Origin of the sequence: Ardenticatena maritima (assembly GCF_001306175.1) — a bacterium.
Taxonomy (GTDB): Bacteria; Chloroflexota; Anaerolineae; order Ardenticatenales; family Ardenticatenaceae; genus Ardenticatena; species Ardenticatena maritima.
Genome location: NZ_LGKN01000003.1, coordinates 368,303 through 388,408 on the forward strand (window position 1 = coordinate 368,303; position 20,106 = coordinate 388,408).

At 57.6% G+C, this 20,106-nt stretch carries 17 protein-coding genes; 11 read left to right on the forward strand and 6 right to left on the reverse strand.

The annotated features are described in order from the left end of the window. Positions 1-209 precede the first annotated feature (209 nt). A complete protein-coding gene (locus SE16_RS16595; RefSeq protein ID WP_082374534.1) occupies positions 210-1,637 on the forward strand; it encodes a Kelch repeat-containing protein in 1,428 nt (475 codons plus the stop codon). Between the two features lie 9 nt (positions 1,638-1,646). On the opposite strand, the gene SE16_RS01665 is transcribed toward SE16_RS16595, so the two are convergent. After that, positions 1,647-2,609 carry a tyrosine-type recombinase/integrase gene (locus tag SE16_RS01665; RefSeq protein WP_054494453.1) on the reverse strand — a complete coding sequence of 321 codons (963 nt, stop codon included), beginning with the start codon at positions 2,607-2,609 and terminating at the stop codon, positions 1,647-1,649. A gap of 254 nt (positions 2,610-2,863) precedes the next feature. On the opposite strand from SE16_RS01665, the gene SE16_RS01670 reads away from it, so the two are divergent. After that, on the forward strand, positions 2,864-3,238 hold the full coding sequence (locus SE16_RS01670; RefSeq protein WP_054494452.1) for a response regulator: 375 nt from the start codon (positions 2,864-2,866) through the stop codon (positions 3,236-3,238). A 178-nt stretch (positions 3,239-3,416) separates the two neighbouring features. Next, positions 3,417-4,592, forward strand: a complete 1,176-nt coding sequence (locus SE16_RS01675; protein ID WP_054494451.1) for a baeRF7 domain-containing protein — start codon at positions 3,417-3,419, stop codon at positions 4,590-4,592. A gap of 70 nt (positions 4,593-4,662) precedes the next feature. Here the strand turns inward: SE16_RS01675 and SE16_RS01680 are convergent, their stop codons facing one another. Together SE16_RS01680 and SE16_RS01685 are read right to left on the reverse strand one after the other, a co-directional pair. Beyond that, entirely contained in the window at positions 4,663-5,295 is a 633-nt protein-coding gene (locus SE16_RS01680) for an FHA domain-containing protein (RefSeq protein ID WP_054494450.1), read from the reverse strand. Between the two features lie 145 nt (positions 5,296-5,440). Continuing rightward, positions 5,441-7,399 (reverse strand): sodium-translocating pyrophosphatase, encoded by a 1,959-nt coding sequence (locus tag SE16_RS01685; protein ID WP_060687281.1) that lies wholly within the window; start codon positions 7,397-7,399, stop codon positions 5,441-5,443. 212 nt (positions 7,400-7,611) lie between these two features. Here SE16_RS01685 and SE16_RS01690 point away from each other — a divergent pair, with 212 nt between their 5' ends. Both SE16_RS01690 and SE16_RS01695 read left to right on the forward strand, forming a co-directional pair. Continuing rightward, complete coding sequence (locus SE16_RS01690; protein ID WP_054494449.1) at positions 7,612-8,583, forward strand: calcium/sodium antiporter; 972 nt, start codon at positions 7,612-7,614, stop codon at positions 8,581-8,583. A 65-nt stretch (positions 8,584-8,648) separates the two neighbouring features. Next, positions 8,649-9,224, forward strand: coding sequence for an FHA domain-containing protein (locus SE16_RS01695; RefSeq protein ID WP_054494448.1), 576 nt, complete (start codon positions 8,649-8,651; stop codon positions 9,222-9,224). Here SE16_RS01695 and SE16_RS01700 read toward each other — a convergent pair. Beyond that, complete coding sequence (locus SE16_RS01700) at positions 9,221-10,342, reverse strand: hypothetical protein (RefSeq protein ID WP_054494447.1); 1,122 nt, start codon at positions 10,340-10,342, stop codon at positions 9,221-9,223. The genes SE16_RS01695 and SE16_RS01700 overlap by 4 nt on opposite strands. 135 nt (positions 10,343-10,477) lie before the next feature. Continuing rightward, entirely contained in the window at positions 10,478-10,726 is a 249-nt protein-coding gene (locus SE16_RS01705) for a GlsB/YeaQ/YmgE family stress response membrane protein (RefSeq protein WP_054494461.1), read from the reverse strand. 159 nt (positions 10,727-10,885) lie between these two features. Here SE16_RS01705 and SE16_RS01710 point away from each other — a divergent pair, with 159 nt between their 5' ends. From SE16_RS01710 to SE16_RS01735, 6 genes are all read left to right on the forward strand, one after another. Next, positions 10,886-11,230, forward strand: coding sequence for a gamma-butyrobetaine hydroxylase-like domain-containing protein (locus SE16_RS01710; protein WP_054494446.1), 345 nt, complete (start codon positions 10,886-10,888; stop codon positions 11,228-11,230). A 38-nt stretch (positions 11,231-11,268) separates the two neighbouring features. After that, the gene (locus SE16_RS01715) at positions 11,269-12,732 is read left to right on the forward strand and encodes a TldD/PmbA family protein (protein ID WP_054494445.1); all 1,464 of its coding nucleotides are present in this window, start codon (positions 11,269-11,271) and stop codon (positions 12,730-12,732) included. A 45-nt stretch (positions 12,733-12,777) separates the two neighbouring features. After that, complete coding sequence (locus SE16_RS01720; protein ID WP_054494444.1) at positions 12,778-14,124, forward strand: TldD/PmbA family protein; 1,347 nt, start codon at positions 12,778-12,780, stop codon at positions 14,122-14,124. Beyond that, positions 14,121-15,239 carry a methyltransferase domain-containing protein gene (locus SE16_RS01725; protein ID WP_152918250.1) on the forward strand — a complete coding sequence of 373 codons (1,119 nt, stop codon included), beginning with the start codon at positions 14,121-14,123 and terminating at the stop codon, positions 15,237-15,239. The genes SE16_RS01720 and SE16_RS01725 overlap by 4 nt, the downstream gene beginning before the upstream one ends. A 13-nt stretch (positions 15,240-15,252) precedes the next feature. Continuing rightward, positions 15,253-15,480: a hypothetical protein gene (locus tag SE16_RS01730; protein WP_054494443.1), complete on the forward strand. Its 228-nt coding sequence runs from the start codon at positions 15,253-15,255 to the stop codon at positions 15,478-15,480. Positions 15,481-15,656: 176 nt separating this feature from the next. Then, positions 15,657-16,145, forward strand: coding sequence for a hypothetical protein (locus SE16_RS01735; RefSeq protein WP_054494442.1), 489 nt, complete (start codon positions 15,657-15,659; stop codon positions 16,143-16,145). Between the two features lie 79 nt (positions 16,146-16,224). On the opposite strand, the gene SE16_RS01740 is transcribed toward SE16_RS01735, so the two are convergent. Then, positions 16,225-20,004, reverse strand: a complete 3,780-nt coding sequence (locus SE16_RS01740; RefSeq protein WP_054494441.1) for a PAS domain S-box protein — start codon at positions 20,002-20,004, stop codon at positions 16,225-16,227. Positions 20,005-20,106 lie beyond the last annotated feature (102 nt).

Sequence of the window (20,106 nt, forward strand, 5' to 3'; positions counted from 1 at the left end):
ATATCCGCGACATCGTCAAGAAGAAAAAGAAGAAATAACCCCGTTTGCCGACATGCTGCCAATCCTAGCCCACCAACACGGTGGGCTTTTTTGTTAGTGCCAGATGTCTCTGTTTTCAAGGAAATATCCCCCACAAGCGTTTTGGCGCATCGTCCACTGTGTGGCATAATTCGCCAGTCCCACAAATCCCGAACCTGGTAAAGTAACAGATGCCTGCAACGATGTCAGAAGAACCGGTTTTGAGCCCGCGAGAACTGGAAGTTTTGGAATTGGTCGCCAAAGGGGCAACCAATCAGGAAATTGCCCGCGAACTCCACATTAGCCCCAACACCGTGAAGGTGCATTTGCGCAATATCTATGAAAAATTGGGCGTCTCTTCGCGCACCGAGGCTTCCATGGTCGGGTTGCGCGACGGCTTGATTACATTGCCGGGGGTTGAACAGCCCGCCGAATCACCCGAAGCCGAAACAACACCCCCGCCAGATGCAGCGCCCGCGTCTGAAGCCGTCTCGCCCACCGTGTCTGAGCTGCCTGTCGCCGCGTCGGAAGGAGCAACGGACGCAACAGCCCCAGCCCCAGCCTCAACTACCGAGACGGCGCCTGTTGTGCGCCCGCGTGAGCGCGCATGGACGCAGTGGATTGTAGGGAGTGGTGTTGTTGCGGTGATGCTTTTGCTCATGGTGATCATGTGGCGGTTGTTCCAGCCTTCTGCTGAAGAGCAGCCGGCAACCGTATTTGTGAGTGCCGAGCAACTTGTGCAACGGTGGGTGGCGCTTCAGCCAATGCCCGCCCCGTTGGCTGATATGGCCGCTACGCCGACCGACCGCTTCTTGGCGCTGGTTGGTGGTGAAAGCGAAAATGGGATGACCAGCGCCTTCTGGCTCTATGACGCCCAAGCGGATACATGGCAAGAAAGTGTTGCTGTGCCGCTTGCGCTACGTCATGCACAAAGCGCCTGGCTTGGCGGGCGGCTTTACCTTGCAGGTGGGGAAACAGCCGACGGCAGCGTGAGCGATGCCGTGTGGGTCTATACGCCTGACACAGAAACATGGGAACAGGGCGCACCGCTTCCCGCACCGCGCAGCCGTGGCGCAATGGTGGCGTTTGAAGGCGCGCTCTATCTCATCGGCGGGTGGGATGGCGCGCAGGCGCAGGCAACGATTTGGCGCTACTCCCCGGATGAAGATGCCTGGACGGAAACGGCCACGCTTGAAGAAGCACGGCTCTTTCCCGCGGCAGCCGTTACGCGGCAAGGGCTCTTTGTCTATGGAGGGGAAACGCCCGATGGTGCTCCAACTGATGAGGGGTGGCAGATACGCAAGGATGGTACGCAGCTGCTCCTTGAGCCGGTGCGCCCCTTGCCTGTGCCCATGGCGCGTGTCTCAGCGGCGGTGCTCGCCGAAACATTGTACTTCTTCGATGGAAAAGGTATCTGGCATTCCAACCCCAATACACAAGAATGGACGTACATACCGCTACCGGAAGGGCAAGCACAAATAGGGGGCGCTTTCCTTGCCGCCGACCCCTATCTCTACATCATGGGCGGTCGCGACACCGATGGGCGCCTCACTGCTGCTGTTTGGCGCTACACGGCGCTTTTCCGCACATTTGCGCCCATCGTGCCGGGGGGGCAGTAAACAGCCTGTTTACAGCCCCCGCTCGGCCAGAATCGCGATTTTCGGCTCTGTCTCGCGCCATGTAATCTCGCTCAACCCCAATTTGCGCCGTAATCGCTCCGGCGGCATTCCCGCTTGCCAATCGCGCACGGCGCAGGTCATGCGCAGCATGGCGAATGAACACCCCTTGACAACCCCGGCTTCTTCGGCAAGCCCCTGCAACACGTATTCCAGATTGCGCGGCGTGCACTCGAAAAGGTGCTCGTCTGGCTCGTACTGTGCGAGATATTCACGCAACACCTCGGCAAAATCACGGGGCAATGCCAGTTTGCGCTCTTTGTGGGCATGGCGGGGGTCTTTGTAGCGCACATACAGTTCGGGGGCGTCCGCGTGACTGGTGTCAATGTCGGTCAGTTTAATGTTTGCGCATTCCCCTTTTTTGATGCCCGTTTTGAGAAGCAGCGTAAACAGCAAATAGGGGCGTGCGTCGGGCGTGTCGGGGTCAAAGCGGCGCCGGCGTGCCACGGCCAAAATGCGCTCGATTTCGTCATCGTACAGAATTTCGGGGAGCGGTGTTGCCGCACGTTGGTGAATGATCGGCGCGGCGGGGTCGGTCGGCAGAATGCCTTCATCGTGTAGCCATTTGAAGAACGATTTGAGTGTGGTGATACGCCGTTGATACGACTTGGGAGAGCAGGGAACGCCTCGTTCCTCGCGTAGCCACGTCAGGAATTGTTTGAGATGGGCTGTGCGAATCGTGTTGATAGGGGTTGTTTTGCCCAAATAGCGCATGAGAAGCCGCAAATCGCTGGTGAAGGCTTTGATGGTATGCTGGCTGAATTTTTTGCGGAGCATGTAGTCGCGGTAGGCGTTGATAGCGGCAGCCAACGTTGCCGTGGGGCGCAATGGTGGCGTTTCGATGATAGGCGCTGATTCATTTGATGGTGTTTCATCGTCGGTGGAAAAGAGCGAAAGTTGACGTGGTTTCCCCATACCGCCTCCTTTTTTTTCGTATAGCCATTTATGCTACACAGAAGCATAGGCCACACGGCGCAACTTGTCAACGACAAGGAAGAAAGCAAAGGAGTGCAAAGTACAAAAGTCCCTTTGATTGAAAAAAGGGACCAGCAAGCCCCATGACCCTTTTCCTAGGATTTTCAACAAAAATACCTTTTCTAATTGTTCCATTTTTGTGCTTTTTCACGTATACTTACAAGGAGACAGTTCAATCACCAAAGGAGTCTCTTATGAGCGCACGTATTCTTGTGCTGGAAGACAATCAGGAACTGCTCGCCCTCTATCAGAAAATGCTCTCTGCTCTAGGCGGCTACGACGTCGAAGCCGTTTCGACAATATACGATGCCACGCGCGCCTTACAGACACGCCATTTTGACTTTTTCATCTGCGATTTGAACCTTGTGCAAGAAAACAGTTTCGACTTCCTGCGCCGTTGGACATCCATGCTGCAACATGATGGGACCCACATCCTGGTTGTCTCCGCGGAGTCGCAGTATATGCCGATGGTGCAGGAACTGGGGATTGAGTTTTTCCTCGTGAAGCCCATTGACATGCAAGCGCTGCTTGATTTACTCGGACGCTTGAAGCACCAACCTCTTTCATAAGCCCCGTCCAACGTCTCACACCCCGCACTCGAAATGCCACGCATGGCGCGTGGCATTTTTGATTCACACACCATACTTGACAGGTCTCCCCCTCTCTTGGTAGAGTACAAGCACGCCCCACACGCCACCCATCCGCACATTGAAAGGTCGAGCAAGTCACGGACGAAAGGAGTAGTCTATGGCATATCTGACCCGCGACCAATTACGCAGCCTCATGGAGTATCGTGCCCCATCATGCGTGACCATCTACATGCCCACCCTTGGTGTGGGACCGGAGACGCAAAAATTCCCCATCCACCTCAAGAACTTGCTCGCCGAAGCCCAGGAGCGGCTGATTGAACGAGGGATGCGCGCCCCCGACGCTGAGGCTTTGTTGCAGCCGGCGCGCGCCGTTCTGGATGATCGACTTTTCTGGCGGAATGCGAGTCGTACACTGGCGATGTTTGTGGGGCCCAATCTGTTTGAGACGTATCATTTGCCGCACGATACACGTGAGCTCGTGTATGTCGCCGACCGCTTTGCCATCAAGCCTTTGTTGCGGCTGTTCGCCAATGATGGACGTTTCTATGTCCTCGCACTCAACCTGGGGGGCGTGCGGCTGTATGAAGGCAGCAAATACACGTTGCACGAAGTCGCCGCCGAGAGCATGCCGAAGAGTTTAGGTGAAATTTTGCAGTACGATGAATTTGAACGCACATTGCAATTCCACAGTGGCGTGGTTGCTCAAACTGACCGCGGGACAACCGGCTCGGTCGTCTTCCACGGGCAGGGGGGCGGCGGCGATGAGAACTGGCGCAAAGAGGCAATGGTACGCTACCTCAAAGCCGTAGATGCGGGGCTTCGCGAGATGTTGGGCGCCGAGCAGCCTTGGGTTGTGCTGGCTGGGGTGGCGCATTTGCGTGGTATTTTTCGCGAAGTTTCCCGCTACCCGCGCCTTGCGCCCAACGATATTGACGCGAACCCGGACACCCTCTCGTCTGACGAATTGCATGCACGCGCATACGGCATTATGCGCCCCATTTTCATGGAGCGCGAAAAGGATGCCATTGCGCTTTTTGAGCACTTGCTGGGCACACAAAGCCCCCGCGCCGCCACCGAGATGCGCGAAATTGTACCGGCGGCTTATTTTGCCCGCGTTGAGGTACTCTTTGCCGATGTTGATCGCCCTGTGTGGGGGACGTTCAATCGTGAATCGGGCGATGTGAGCATCCATGCCGAACAAACGCCTGAAAGCATTGACCTTCTCGATTTTGCGGTCGTCCATACGTTGCGCAACGGGGGGACAGTGTTCGCCTTGCCATCCGAGCGGATGCCCGCTACAACGACGCCTGTCGCCGCCATCTTCCGATACTGATGGCGCACCTGGCAACAAAAAACGGCTCTCGCACAGAGAGCCGTTTTTTCATGCAGCAAAGTGGCGGGCGTCATTCGCGATTTTCAAAACGAAAACCATGCCCCCGAATGGTGAGGATATATTGATGGTCGGGGTCAATCTCGGCCAGGCGTTCGCGCAGGCGGCGCACAAGGGCGTCAATCGCCTGGTCGCTCACGTGGTCGGCTTCATGTGGCGGCCAAATCAGGCTGACAATCTCTTCGCGTTCAACAATTTCACCAGCCCGCCGAAGCAGAAGCAGCAAGAGCGTGTATTGGGCTGTGCTAAGTGGTGGTTCAAGCAATTGCCCGTTGACATACACTTCATGTGCTTCCGAATCAACATGCACGCCAATCAACCGCCCTGATTTGATAGTGGGTTGTTTGATATAAAAAAGCAACTCAAAATGTGGGGGAATGTAAATAAGATCGCCATTGTGGAGCGGTTGAGAGGAGTGCACACGTTCACCATTCACAAACGTTCCATTGTCGCTTCCCAAATCCTCAATCACAAATCCATCGCTTGAACGGTGAACCGAGGCATGATGTTGGGCTACATCACGATGGGCAAGCACAATATCGTTGTCAGGCCAGCGCCCAATCGTTAGCAACTCGCCATTGAGAATCCACTCATGCGGTTCTGCAAACCCGGCCTGACTTTTCAAGGCGGCAATTTCATCGAGCATGGAAAACTCCCATCGGCACTTGCTTCATAGGTTTGACGGGTGAGTTAGGCACATGGTACCGAAAAACAAAACACTCGACAAGCCCCCGGCCTTTGCGAACATGAAAAAAGGGGGCGCATCGCCCCCTTTGCCAGTCGTTTGCCTGTTAGATGAGCAACGGTGCCAGTACCAGCGCCACAATGCTCATCAACTTGATGAGAATGTTCAGCGACGGCCCGCTCGTGTCTTTGAAGGGGTCGCCCACTGTATCACCCACCACGGCGGCTTTGTGGGCGTCTGACCCTTTGCCGCCCAGGTTGCCTGCTTCGATGTACTTCTTCGCGTTGTCCCAGGCGCCGCCGGCGTTCGCCATGGTGACCGCCAGCATGAAGCCCGAAGCAATCGCGCCAATCAGCAAGCCGCCCAGGGCTTCCGCGCCCAGCACAAAGCCCGTCACGATGGGCGCAATCACCGCCAGTGCACCGGGCAGCATCATTTCGCGCAACGCCGATTCGGTGCTAATGCCCACACAGCGGGCGTAGTCGGGCTTGGCGGTGCCTTCCATAATGCCCGGAATTTCGCGGAATTGGCGGCGCACTTCTTCGATGATAGCGCCCGCCGCGCGACCGACCGCCGTCATGGTCAGCGATGAGAAGAGATAGGGCAACATAGCGCCAATCAGCAAACCGACAACCGTTTTTTGCGTCAGCAAGTCCACAACTTCCAGGTTGACGGCTTCGGTGTACGCAGTCATCAGCGCCAACGCCGTCAACGCCGCCGAACCAATGGCAAAGCCCTTCCCGGTAGCGGCAGTGGTGTTGCCCAGCGAGTCCAGCGCGTCGGTGCGGTTGCGCACTTCCGGCGGCAGGTGCGCCATTTCAGCAATTCCACCAGCGTTGTCCGCCACGGGGCCGTAGGCGTCGGTCGCCAGTGTAATCCCCAACGTCGAGAGCATCCCCACAGCCGCAATGGCGATACCGTAGATGCCGGCAAACTGATACGCCACAAGAACCGCCACCGCTACAATCAACGTGGGCGGCACAGTGCTCAGCATCCCCACAGCCAAACCTTCAATGATGTTCGTAGCCGCCCCGGTGAGGCTGGCTTTGGCAATGCGTTGCGTGGGCGGGTAGGTGTAGGCGGTGAAGTATTCCGTTGAGTAGGCAATCGCCAAACCAGCCACCAAACCCGCCAGAATCGCCCACACGACATTCCAGCCCTGGTTGAGGTAGAGCGTCACGCCAATGGCGAGCACCACAAAAATCGCCGAAGCGCCATACACACCGGCGCGCAAGGCTTTCAGCAAATCTTCTTGCGAGGCGTCTTCCTTCGTGCGCACAAAGAACGTCCCGATGATTGCCGCGATAATCCCCACGCCGGCAATCCAGAAGGGGAGCGCGATGGCGTTGGTGTCTTTCAGGTTGAAAGCGCCAATCGTTGCGGCGGCAATGATTGAGCCGACATAGGACTCGAAGAGGTCAGCGCCCATACCGGCCACGTCACCCACGTTATCGCCCACGTTGTCGGCGATGACGGCGGGGTTGCGCGGGTCGTCTTCGGGAATGCCGGCTTCCACCTTCCCGACCAGGTCGGCGCCGACGTCGGCGGCTTTGGTGTAAATCCCGCCACCCACACGGGCAAACAGGGCAATGCTCGACGCCCCAAACCCGAAGCCGGCCAGCGCTTCAATGTTGCCGCCGGTAATCAGGTAGAGCAACGAGAGCATGAGCACACCGAACCCAACGACCGAAAGCCCCATGACTGCACCGCTCGAAAAGGCGACACGCAGCGCCGGGTTCAACCCTTCACGGGCGGCCGAGGCGGTGCGCACGTTGGCGCGAACGGCAATGTTCATGCCAATAAAACCGGTCAAAGCGGATGTAATAGCCCCAACGATAAAGTTGAACGCCGTCAATGGCGCAATCGCCACAGCCAGCAGCACTGCTACAATGACAACGAAGACGGCAAGATAAGTGTATTCGCGGCGCAAAAAGGCTGTTGCGCCTTCCTGCACAGCACTGGCAATCTGTTGCATCTCCGGCGTGCCGGTATCTTTGGCCAAGACCTGGCGTGCCAGAACAAGCACCATCATCAAGGCCAACACACCGGCAACAAGGCCAAGCATGACTTCGTTCACGGTTCACCCTCCTTGTTGCTGGTTCGCATAGAATTTGAGGACACAGCGCTTGAAACGGCCGCGATAATATCATACTTCAAGCAAGCGTACAAGTACGGGGTGAAAAATATCACAAACGCTAAAACGCTTTGTCAATTTTTTTCGTATTCATATACTCGCTAACACTGTACATACCCTTCAACTCACAGGAGTGAAGCACGATGGCCCTACACCTCATCCTGATTGTCATTGGCCTGGTTGGGCTCTTTTTTGGCGCTGACTGGCTGGTGAAAGGCGCGGCGCGTCTCGCGCAGTCGTTTGGCGTTTCGCCGCTGGTCATTGGCTTGACCGTTGTCGCATTTGGCACGTCAACTCCCGAATTGCTCGTGAGTTTGACGGCGGCGATACGTGGGTCGAGTGATATTTCCATCGGCAATGTGGTTGGCTCCAACATTGCCAACATCGGCTTGATTCTGGGGCTGACCGGGCTTATTTTCCCCATCGTTGTGCATTCGCGCATTGTGCGCCGCGAATTGCCCTTGATGATTGGGATTTCGTTCGCCCTGGTGATTTTCATGTGGGATGGAAGTATCGGCCGGTTGGACGGCTTGCTGATGGTGCTGGGGTTGATTGCTTTCAATGTGGGGGCGTATTGGGAAGCCGAGCGCGGGAATGGACTGGCGGAAGAGTTCGCCGAATTTGAGGAAGTCGAGGAATTGATTGAAACGAGCGGTGAAATCAACCGCTTGCAGGAAGTCGGACGGTTGGGAGTGGGGTTGGTTGTGCTCATGATTGGTGCGCAACTGACGGTGGACAACGCTGTGGCGATTGCGCGCGCGATTGGCGTCAGCGAGTTGGTGATTGGTGTCACGTTGGTGGCGTTTGGAACCTCGCTGCCTGAATTAGCGACCTCGCTGGTGGCAGCGTTCCGCCGCGAAAGTGATATTTCTGTGGGGAATATCATCGGCTCGAATATCTACAACATTCTGGCGATTTTGGGGATTACGTCACTGGTACGTCCCATCAGCATTAGCCAGAATGTGCTCACGGTGCAAACACCGGTGATGTTGGCGTTTGCCATTGGGCTGTGGCCCCTGGTGTACCACGAACACATTGACCGCAAACGCGCCGCGTTGATGTTTGCGGGATATGTGGCATACATTGTTGCGCTTTTTGTGTTCAAACCGGCTTGAAAGTGCCTTTGTTCTGATTTACAATAGCCATTGCAGGGAGATCAATCACGGGGAGCTGCCGGGGTATGGGTGAAATTGACTACTTGCTGGTCTTTATAAGCGCCGCCATTGGCTTTTTGTTTGGCGTGCTGGTGATGTGGTACACACGCCCCGGTGATGAGGCGCCTGCTTCGTGGGAGACGACCGACCAGCAGGCCATCCCCATTTCCAGCCTCATGACAGCGCCAAACGAGGTGATAGGGCGCGCTTCATCGGTGCCCAGCCGTCAGGACCAGGCGACCGGGCAGCGTTCCGCTCCTGTGGGCGTTCTCAACGCCATTCGAGGTCCGTTGCGTGGTCAAACATTCTTGATTCGCCCCGGCACAACCTTGACGATTGGACGTGCGGATGATGCGGACATTGTCATCCGCGAAGAAGGGGTTTCGCGGTTGCATGCCCACATCACCCACCGTAATGATCCCACATCTCCTCACGAGTTCACGATTATTGATTACTCCACCAATGGCACCTTTTTGAACGGCAAGCGGATCAACGCTGTGGCCTCCTTGCAAGATGAAGACATCATCCGCATTGGGTCGAGTGAGTTTCAGTTTCGACGAGTGCGCCGCGCCATTCACTCGCGCCCGCGTGCCGCCTTCTAGGGCCGATAGCGTGTTTGCACGGCTTGTTGCCACGCCGTGTTGAGTTCCTCAGGCGTTTGCCCGCGCCATGTTGTCAGCAGATGCTCTATTTGCTCCGATGAAGTGGCTTCGACGATTTGTGCGACCTGCCCCGTTGTTAGTCCTTCGCTCAGCAACCAGAGGTATGCGGTTGTTTGCAGGGTTGCGGGCGCTTCTCCCGACAGGACAGCGGCAAGCGGGGGGACATCTGCGCCCCATGTTTCGACTTCGCGAATGAGGGCGGTGTCGAAGAAGGGGTGCACCTCGTTCACCTGCCCCACCCAAAAACGCGCTACGGCTTGCAACGCCGCGCGTTGGCGGGGTGAAGCGGTTTCTACGGTCTGCAAAATCCCCCAGGCGATACGCGCACGCAACTCGGTTTCGGGCGCTAGGAAACCGTATGACGTCCACGGTGAGCGTGCCGCGATAAGCATGCCTTCATCCGTCTCTTGAAGCGTGACAGCCTCGAAGGGTTCCAGCGGGTCAATGGCAATCAGTAGAAGCGCCTCGTCGCGACTGCCCGTCAGGCGGCGCACATCTTCCAGGAAGGTGAAAAGGTCTGACAATGCGGGCGGGACGTCGCGCGCTTCATCCAGCCGATAGGTGATGCGGATGCCTTCGGCAAAAGGCAAAGTGGTTTGCGGACCCCACGTGGCGGTGACATTGGGGAATGTAGGTCGCCATTGCTCGCCGTCTTGCACAAAGTAGAGCCGCCAATACGCTGAAACAGGCACGCCGTCGGCGTCAAAAGTGCCGTTGAGCGAAACTTGTACAATGTTCGTCCCTTCGAGTTCAGCAACACGCTCAATGTGCCACTCCGTAAGAGGAACCCACAGGCGGCGGGGTTCGGTCGCCAGAACCGCCAGCCAGGCGGGGTCGGCGTTGGGGTCGGCCATGCTTTGCAAGGCGGCGGTGTCGCCCGCTTCCAGCGCTTCCAGGTAGGTCGCCACGTAGGGCGTGACGTTCTCGCGTGTACCGCCGACATTGCGCCCCAGGCGGACAGCCTGCCAGATGCTGCCCAGAATGGAGAGCACCAACAGCAGCAAGACCAGCACGAGCAAGCGCATATTCGCGCGTGAGCGTTCGCGTGTATCAATCATCTGCTTCCCTCAATCCGAAAGGTTCAAGCCACCGACAAACCAAAACCTGACAGGTGGCGGCACCCGTCAGGTTTCAGAAACGGCTCACACTATAAGCAGAATGGCGCGACTGTCGAACGTGGTATGCTTGTTTGCTTAGCGTCGGCGGAAAATTGCCAGCAACAGAACCGCACCAATAAAAGCGGTCAGGAAACTGGCGAAAATGCCCGGGCGTGTGTGAAAGCCCGCCAATCGGAGCAAGAACCCGCCAACAATCCCACCGACGATGCCAAGCAGGATATTCGTCAAGCAGCCCTGGCGGTCATCTGTGCCCATGACGACACTGGCAGCCCAACCGGCCAGACCGCCAATCAAAATCCACATCAAAAATCCAAGGCAACCCATAGCGTCCTCCTCGTTGTGTTGGGAATGTGTGGGAGCAACGCCCCACATGCGAATATACGCGAGGCGAGCGGCGGCTGTTTCACCCCCTTCTTCCATTTGCCGCGCGTTCCATTTTTCGATAGTATGCCTTGCTAACTAATCTTGTCAACAAGAATGCCTATGACCACACCAGCGAAAGAACCCAAGCCCAAACAACTTATCGTTGACCCCAAGCGCGCGCTCATGTACGTGCGTTGGCAAGATGACCATGAAAGCCTCATCCCGCTGCATGTGGTGCGCGAAGCCTGCCCATGCGCCTTTTGCGAGCAGGCGCGTCGTCGCCTGGCGCAGGGCGAGCCCGATGAGACGTTTTCGCGCGCCAGTATCGAACCGACGGCGGTGAGCGAAGCGGGCAATTATGCGCTTCACATCTACTGGGCGGATGGGCACAGCGGCGGCTACTACACATGGTCGCTTTTGCGCTCGTTGTGCCCATGTGAAGCGTGCCAGGCGTCGCGTTCGTGACGTACCGAATTCTATCAACCGAACAAAGGAGTTCTCCCATGCAAGACCTTGTTCAGCGCGCTGTGGATACGGCTGTTGCCCTTGGCGCGCAGTACGCCGATGCGCGAATCGTCCACCAGCGGCACCAAAACATTCTCGTGCGGAACAGCGCCGTCGAAACGTTGCAGGAAACCGAAAGCCTCGGTTTGGGCGTGCGGGTGGTCGTAGATGGCGCGTGGGGGTTTAGCGCCAGCCATCTGCTCACCCCCCAGGAAATTGACCGCGTCGCCGCCGAGGCGGTGCGCATCGCCCGCGCCAGCGCCCGCGTACACAAACAACCTGTGCGGCTTGGTCCACCGGTAACCTCGCGCGGCTTCTACCAGACCCCCATTGAGGAAGACCCCTTTGCGGTGTCGCTGGAAGAAAAAATCGCCCTTCTTCTGGAAGCCGATACCGCTATGCGCCGTGTCAATGGCGTGCGCATCACGCTTGCGAAACTTGCCGCCATGCGTGAACATAAATTCTTCGCCAACAGTGAAGGGGCGCTCACCGAGCAGGTGCTCTACGAGAGCGGCGGCGGCATTCAAGCCATTGCCGTGGGGAATGGCGACGTCCAGCAGCGCAGTTATCCGGGGTTGTTTGCCCAGCAACAAGTCACGGGGGGCTTTGAGCATGTCCGCCGCCTTGACCTGGTGGGCAATGCCGAGCGCATTGCGCATGAAGCCGTTGAATTGCTGCATGCGCCGGTGGCACCGAGCGGGACGTTCGACGTGATTATTGACTCAACGCAGTTGGCGCTTCAAGTCCATGAAAGTTGTGGGCATCCTATCGAACTCGACCGCGTCTTTGGCACCGAAGCGGCGTTTGCCGGCACCAGTTTCCTCACGCCCGACAGGCTCTACACGTTGCGCTACGGGAGCGACGTCGTCAATATCGTTGCCGACGCCACCGCGCCGCTGGGGTTGGGCACCTTTGGCTGGGACGATGAAGGTGTGCCCGCGCAACGGGTGGATATCGTGCGCAACGGGCTCTTTGTGGGCTATTTGACCAGCCGCGAGACGGCACAACAATTGCACGAAATTGTGCCGAATGCGCCCCCCACCAGCAACGGCACCATGCGCGCCGATGGGTGGAACCGCATCCCTCTCATTCGTATGACCAACATCAACCTCGAACCGGGGACATGGCGGCTTGAAGATTTGATTGCCGACACCGAGCATGGGCTCTATCTTGAAATGAACCGCTCATGGAGCATTGACGATAAGCGGCTCAACTTCCAATTTGGGGTAGAAGTCTGCCGCGAAATCAAAAACGGGAAACTTGGGCAACTCTACAAGAACGCGAATTACACCGGCATCACCCCTGAATTTTGGAGCGCGTGCGACGCCGTCTGCAACGCAGACTACTGGACACTCTGGGGCGTCACCAACTGCGGCAAAGGGCAACCCATGCAACTCAGCCATGTGGGGCATGGCGCTGCCCCCGCCCGTTTCCGCGGTATCCGCGTCTTCGGCACCCAGTAATGCCGGGAACATGCAGGCAAAACGTGAAGGACAAAGGAGCCACCCATGTTGAACGAACAAACCTTGCGCGACCTTGCCCAGACGGTGTTGCTCGCCAGCCGCGCAGATGAAACCGAAGTCGTCTTGCTGGCTACCCATGCCCGCCTGACCCGCTTCGCCAACAATGAAATTCACCAAAACGTTGCCGAGCATAACCTGGAAGCCCGTATCCGCGTGGTAAAAGGGGGGCGCGTGGGCGTGGCAATCAGCAATAGCGCCGACCGCGACGCACTGCTGAAAACGCTCGAACAGGCCGAAGCGCTTGCCGCGAATACGCCGCCTGTGCCTGATTGGCCCGGCTTGCCGCACGATACGCGCCCCACCCCTGAAACCGAAACGTGGAGCGAAGCCACCGCCTCAGCCACGCCCGAACGCCGCGCCGACCTCGTAGGTGACGTCTGCCGCACTGCTGACGCGGCGGGGCATGTGGCGAGTGGGGCGCTCGAAACCAACACACAGGCGCTCTACATCGCCAACTCGCACGGCGTCGAACGCTATGTGCCGCGCACCGTGGCTTCGTTTGTGACCGTGGTGATGAGCGACACAGGAAGCGGCTACGCCGCCGGCGCCCACCGCGACCTGAACGCCATTCCCGTTGCCGACCTGGGGCGTGAAGCCGTTGAAACGGCGACGCGCAGTCGCAACCCTATTGACCTGGAACCCGGTGTGTACGACGTCGTGTTGGACACCTACGCCATGGCGGATATCCTCTCGTTTGTCTGTTCGCTGGGCTTTGGGGGGCAAGCCTACGCTGAAGGACGCAGTTTTGTGAGCGGCAAACTGGGCGAGCAGGTGCTTGGTGAAAACATCACCATCATTGACGACGGCTTGTCGCCAGACGGGTTGCCCTTGCCGGTTGACTTTGAGGGGGTTGTACGCCAGCGCCTGCCCCTGGTTGAACACGGCGTTGCCCGTGCTGTGGCGTGGGATTCGCGGTGGGCGGCGCGCGCAGGCACAGAGAGCACTGGGCACGCCCTGCCCGCCCCCAACTGGTGGGGACCTGTGCCGCTGCATCCCCACCTGGCGGCTGGGGAGACCCCGCGCAGCGAACTGGTGCGCCATGTCGAGCGTGGTATCTACGTGACGCGCTTCAACTACACGCGCACCGTCAACCCCGGTCGCGTCATCGTGACGGGGCTTACGCGCGACGGCACGTTCCTGATCGAAAACGGCGAAATCGTCGCCCCTATCAAGAACTTGCGCTTTACCCAAAGTTATGTTGAAGCATTGCAAAATGTTGTGGCGTTGAGCCGCGAACGGCGCATACTGGCCTCTTTTGGCACGGTCGGCGCCATGAAAGTCCCTGCCGCCGTCATTCGCAACTTCACATTCACGGGGAAAACGCAGTTTTGAAGCGCAAACATCGTTCAGCCAAATCAAAATCCCGCCGCAGGCGAACCGAGGCGACGCAAAGCGCGCTGCCCGCCCCGCTCTACGAAGCCGACGTCGCGGATGGGCTGGAAGCGCTGGCGGCGGAAGAGGTGCGCAGACGCCTTCAGCCGCACGTCTCGATGGAGCCGGTGGCGTTGCGTGGTGCGGTGCGCTTCCGCTTTGGGGATGCGCCGCGCCGCCTGTTCGATTTGAAGACAGTGCTGGCGGTGTTCCAACTGCACCGCTTGGATGTGCCCCGCCCGCGCGCCTTGCTGGGCGACCAACATTGGCGCGCGCTCTGCACCGCCGCTGCTGCCATTGTGCACCTGCACCCACCTGGCGCATTTGAAACGTTCTACCTTAGCGCGGCGGGCGCGCACACCGCCACCATGCAGCGCATCGCCGAGGGAATGGCGAACCATCTGGGCTTGCGCCGCGTGCAAACACCCGACGAAGGGCACTTTCTCATGCGTATCCGTCGCCCCCCTGAAGGGAGTGCCGGATGGGATGTCTTGTTTCGCTTGACGCCACGCCCCTTGTCGGCGCGCGCGTGGCGCGTGTGCAACTACCCCGGCGCTATGAACGCGACCGTTGCCCATGCGATGGCGTTACTTACTGCGCCGCATCCTGATGATATCGTCTTCAATCCCTGCTGCGGCTCGGGGACGTTGCTCATCGAACGGGGGTTGATTGCACCTGCGGCGCGCTTGCTGGGGTGCGATATCGAACCCGCTGTGTTGGCGTGCGCCCGCGAGAATGCGCTGGCGGCGGGCTTGGCGGAGCGCATCGAGTGGGAAGCATGGGACGCGTGTCAAACCCCACTTCCTGAGAAGAGCGTGGATGTCATTCTCAGTGATTTGCCGTTTGGCGGCTTGGTCGGCTCGCATGCTGAGAACGAGCGCTTGTACCCCGCTTTTGTGCAAGAAATGGCGCGCATCGCTCGCCCTGGCGCTCGCGGGGCGCTCATCACCCACGAAGTGCGTTTGCTGAACACCGTTCTGGAAGCGCAAACAGCGTGGCGTGTGGAACAGGTGCTCAAAGTGACACTGGGGGGGCTGCACCCACGCATTTTCTTACTGCGTCGCCAAGTGTGGTGAAAGGAGCGCGGGCATGGCTTCTCAAAAACCGCCAACCGATATGCGCCGCCAACGACAGCGCGATGAGCGCGCCTATGTGCTGGCGTTCGTTATTCTGCTGGTCTGTGTCGGAGGGGCGCTGATTGCGTGGCGCTACGGAACCGGCGCCGCTCTCTTGGGGATCACTTGCGCATTGAGCGTGTTTTCGTTGGTGGGGCTGTTGTGGCTGGTGCTGGTGTTGATTGAACGCTGGACAGCGTAAGCGTGCGCTGCGCCCTCTTTTCGCGTGTATGTTTGCGTTTTTTCACCCCGCATTAGTACCACGGGCACATTGACGCCTTCCACTTCTCATGATATCCTCGCGCAAGGTGGAGAGACGAAAGTCTCTCAAATCCCACCACAAACAGGACGAAAGTCCTAAACCAGAAGGAGTTGGGTGTGAACGTTTCACCCTTGCGTTATGAAGTAATTAAGCGTACTGGCAAGCATCCGTTGCAAGACGTTTTTGTCCGTATTCACATCACCGATACCAATGACCCGACGCATTCGCTTTTCATCGAAGGTCCTTTGGGAATGGAACTTTCGTATCTCATGCATAGCTTCATTGCCCTCTACAATGACCATGAAGACGAATTTTTGTTGCCGACCAATCGCCAGCCTGTGCGGATTACACGCTTGCCCAACGGGCTTGAATTTCACGTCCTGGATGAAGCCTTCGACACAGCCACCTGGCAAGTCAGCGCTCCCATCACGCTCGACCACCGTACATTTTTGAGTGGGTTGAGTGCGCTGGTAGAAGAGGTGCTCTCTTCGATTGATGAAGCCTTTGCCGAAGACGATTTCGTCCACATTTTGGTCTATCAGTGGGAGCAACTTTGGCAATTGGCAAGCCGTCTCATGACCGGGCGTGTGATTGCCCTTCCCTGAATTAGAAAACGCTCCTTTCCTCACACAAAAGCCCCGTGGAAGCACGGCCACGGGGCTTTTGGTTTGGCATCTTGCCGCTTTATCCCAGATATTGAAGAAAAGCCTGCTTGGTCTGCTCAAACGCCTTTTCGACCTCTGGGAAGCGGGCTTCGATAGTATCCCATTCTCCATCACGCCCTAACGCCTCTAATTCGCGACAGATTTCCGAAAATGGCATAGCGCCAATCGTGGCTGCGCTCCCTTTCAGGGTGTGCAGACAGCGCACAAATGTCTCTTGGTCGCGTGTGGTGATGGCGTCGCGGGCTTCTTGCAAGCGTTGGGCGGCGTCTTCCAGAAAAACGGGAGCCATATCGGGCAACATTTCTTCAACCAGATCGCCCAGGCGCTGGTGCAGTTGCTCAAAGTCAATGAAGGCGGCGGGCGTTTTGGGGGCGTGTGTGCTGTGATGCGCGTCTTCGTGGGGTGGACAGCGCAATAATGCTTCTACGAGCTCTTCAACCAGAATGGGTTTGCTAATGTAATCGTCCATGCCGGCTTCAATGTATTCTGTGCGATGGTGTGGGAGGGCGTTTGCCGTCATCGCAATGATACGGGGGCGGTGTTCACCCCATTCCTCAATAATGCGTCGCGTCGCTTCGACGCCGTCCATTTCGGGCATTTGTACGTCCATGAGCACAACATCGTAGGGTTGTCGGCGTAGGGCGGCTAGCACTTCGTGCCCGTTTGCCGCTACGTCGGCGCGGTAGCCGAGGCGCTCAAGCATTCGCAGCGCAACTTTTTGGTTGACGACGTTATCCTCGGCGAGCAAAATGCGCAATGGGTGGCGCTCGCCCAAGGTCGCATCGAAGAGGCGCGTGCTTGATTCTTGAATATCTTGCGCGGAGATGACGTCTTGTTGCTCGCCCAACACGTCGAGCAACGCGTTCATCAATGGTTCAGGCTTGATGGGTTTGACGAGGTATTTTTCAAACAACCCCGACTCGCGGACTTCACGGCGCTTTTCAATGGATGTTAGCAAGATGAGCGGTAGCCCGCGTGCGGTGGGAATGGTACGAATTTGATGCGCAAGCATGAGCCCGTCTATTTCGGGCATTTGCATATCGAGAATAGCAACATCGAAAATATCCCCCCGATACAGGAGCGCCAATGCTTCCTGCGCTGAGGCAACTGCAACCACCGATATCCCCCACTTGTCGAGTTGGCGGGTCAGAATAGTGCGGTTGGTGGCGTTGTCATCCACTACAAGCACACGTTTGTGCAGGAGTTGGCGGGGTTGCGCCATGCGACGTATCACTGTTGTGGGGCTTGCGGCGACGCGCGCCTGGATGGTGAAGTAGAACGTTGACCCTTTGCCGACTTCACTTTCCACCCAAATCTCGCCCCCCATCAGTTCGACCAGACGCTTTGAGATGGCAAGCCCCAAGCCTGTGCCGCCATAGCGGCGGGTGGTGGAACTATCAACTTGCTGAAATGCCTGGAAGAGCCGATCGCGTCGTTCTGGGGGAATGCCGATACCGGTATCGCGCACCATGAATTGCAGCTGATACTGCTCGCCTTCCCGTTTGACCACGGAGACGCCAACAAACACCTCGCCCTCTTCTGTGAACTTGACCGCATTCCCCACCAGGTTGACAAGCACCTGTCGCAAGCGTGTCACGTCGCCTTCGATGACGGGGGGGACGTCATCCTCGATGAAGTACGCCAGCTCCAACCCTTTTTCTTGCGCCTTGGCGACCAGCAGGTCGAGCGCGGTTTCCACACAATCGCGCAAGTCGAAGGGGATGGATTCCAGCTCCATCTTGCCCGCTTCGATTTTGGAGAAGTCCAGAATGTCGTTGATGAGAGCGAGCAGTGTGTCGCCGCTGTTGCGAATGGTCTCGACGAAGTCGCGTTGTTCGTTGGTGAGCGGTGTGTCAAGAAGCAGGTTGGTCATGCCGATGATACCGTTGAGGGGGGTGCGAATTTCGTGGCTCATGTTGGCAAGGAATTCGGATTTGGCGCGGGCGTAGGCTTCGGCTTCTTCGCGTGCGCGCACAAACTCGCTCACATCGTGGTAGATGCCAATTGCGCCGACTTGCTGACCGTCAACGAACACGGGCACGCCAAAAATTTCTACGTCGAACTCGCTGCCATCTTTGCGTTTGCGCCGCGTGGTCAGATGCACAACCTCGCCGGCGGTGGCTTGCGCCGTGGCTTGCAGGGCTTCATCTTTGCGTTCTTCACTCACAATAAGGTCGTCTAGTGTAACGCCAATTACCTCTTCCGCTGTGTAGCCAAACATGCGCTCGAAGGCTGCGTTGCATGCGGTGATGCGTTGCTCCAAATCAAGCGCGACAATGGCGACAGGACTGTGGTTGAAAATGGCTTCAAAGAAGCGTTTTTGGCGGCGCAATTCACGTTCGGCTTCAACTTCGCGGGTAATGTCGCGTGCTGAACCGCGCACATAGCGCTGTTCACCGTTTTCTAGCAGTACAGAAGTGTTGTAGCGCAGAAGACGTGTGTCGCCTTGCTTTGTTTGGACGTACATCAGCCCGGCGGCGTGCCCACGCCGTTTGAGAATTTCCAGATACGTGGCAAAACGGGCGCGATGTTCAGGAACAATGAATTCGGCGATGGAGCGACCAATCACTTCTTCGGGGGTGTAGCCGAGTGTGCGTTCAACGGCGGGGTTGATGCTCAAAAAGACGCCGTCCATATCGTGCATGAAGAGCAAATCGCTGACGTTCTCGAAAATATCGCGGTAGAGCGCTTCCGAACGACGCAGGGCTTCTTCGGCGGCAACTTGGGCGCTGATGTCGCGTGCCACAACTTGGATGGCCGGTTTGCGCCCCCATTCAGTGGGCATGGCGGCCACCTCTGCGTCAAAAGCTGTGCCGTCAAGGCGTACCAATTTTTCGCGCACAAGCGGGGCCGGCTCGTCCCACTCCGTCAACGCGCGAATTCGCTCCCGTACCATGTCCAGGTTGTCTGGATGGACAAAATCAAGAACGGCGCGGCCAATCAGGTCCTGTGGTGAATGCGCTCCCAGCATGACGGCGGCGGTTTCGTTGGCGAAGACGATACGCCCTTCACAATGCACAATGACCGCATCGGGGAGCATATCCACTAATTGGCGGTAGCGGTTTTCGCTGCGGCGCACTTGTTTGAGGGCGTCTTGCAGGGCGATGGTGCGCTGTTCAACTTCCTGTTGCAGGGAAGCGCGCAGGCGTTCCAGTTCGGCGTTGGTGGTGGAGAGTTCGGCGTTGAGTTGTACAAGGTCATTTTGCATGGCGAGCATGTCTGCGATAACGCGCAAGGTGATGTTCCGCAAGGCGTACAGAATGACCAGAATAAAGAGAAAAATGCCGCCTTCCAGTAACCAGTTCAGTGAAGAGGTGGGCGGTGAGAGTCGCCATGCCGTGGGGATTGGCAAAACCGGCGTGCTGTTGAGCCAGATAACGAGACCGAGCGCGAGAGCGGCTTGAAGCGCACCGTGGAAAACCCCAACAATGGTGGCGGTGAGGATAATGACCAACAAAAAGGTGAGAAGCGTGGCTGTGGAGATGGTGCCCATGAGGAGCGAGATACTGACAAGCCCCAGCCAAAACCCCCACCCGAAAAGGAGCATGGCCGCACGTTCTTTGCCGCGCCATGCCAGCCACGTCGTTCCCAGAGAGAAAAGTGTGAAGAGAGCGGCAATGCGACTACTGAGCGCCAAAGGGGTTTGGGTTAGAGCGATGAAAAGGGTGACAAGCGCGTCGAAGAGTGTGTTGCCCAAGAGCAGATAGCGCGCAAACGGTGCGAACGAGAGGGACAAGACCTGTTCGACGTTCTTTTGCTGGTGGTCTACTGGTCGTGTCTCGTTGACTGACGGCTGCATACGTCACGCTCCCGCGAAATATGTGTTATGCTCGATCGACATAAGCGACTATAGAAAAGAAAATGCCCGATGTCTATGGGAACATCGGGCGATGCGGCACCA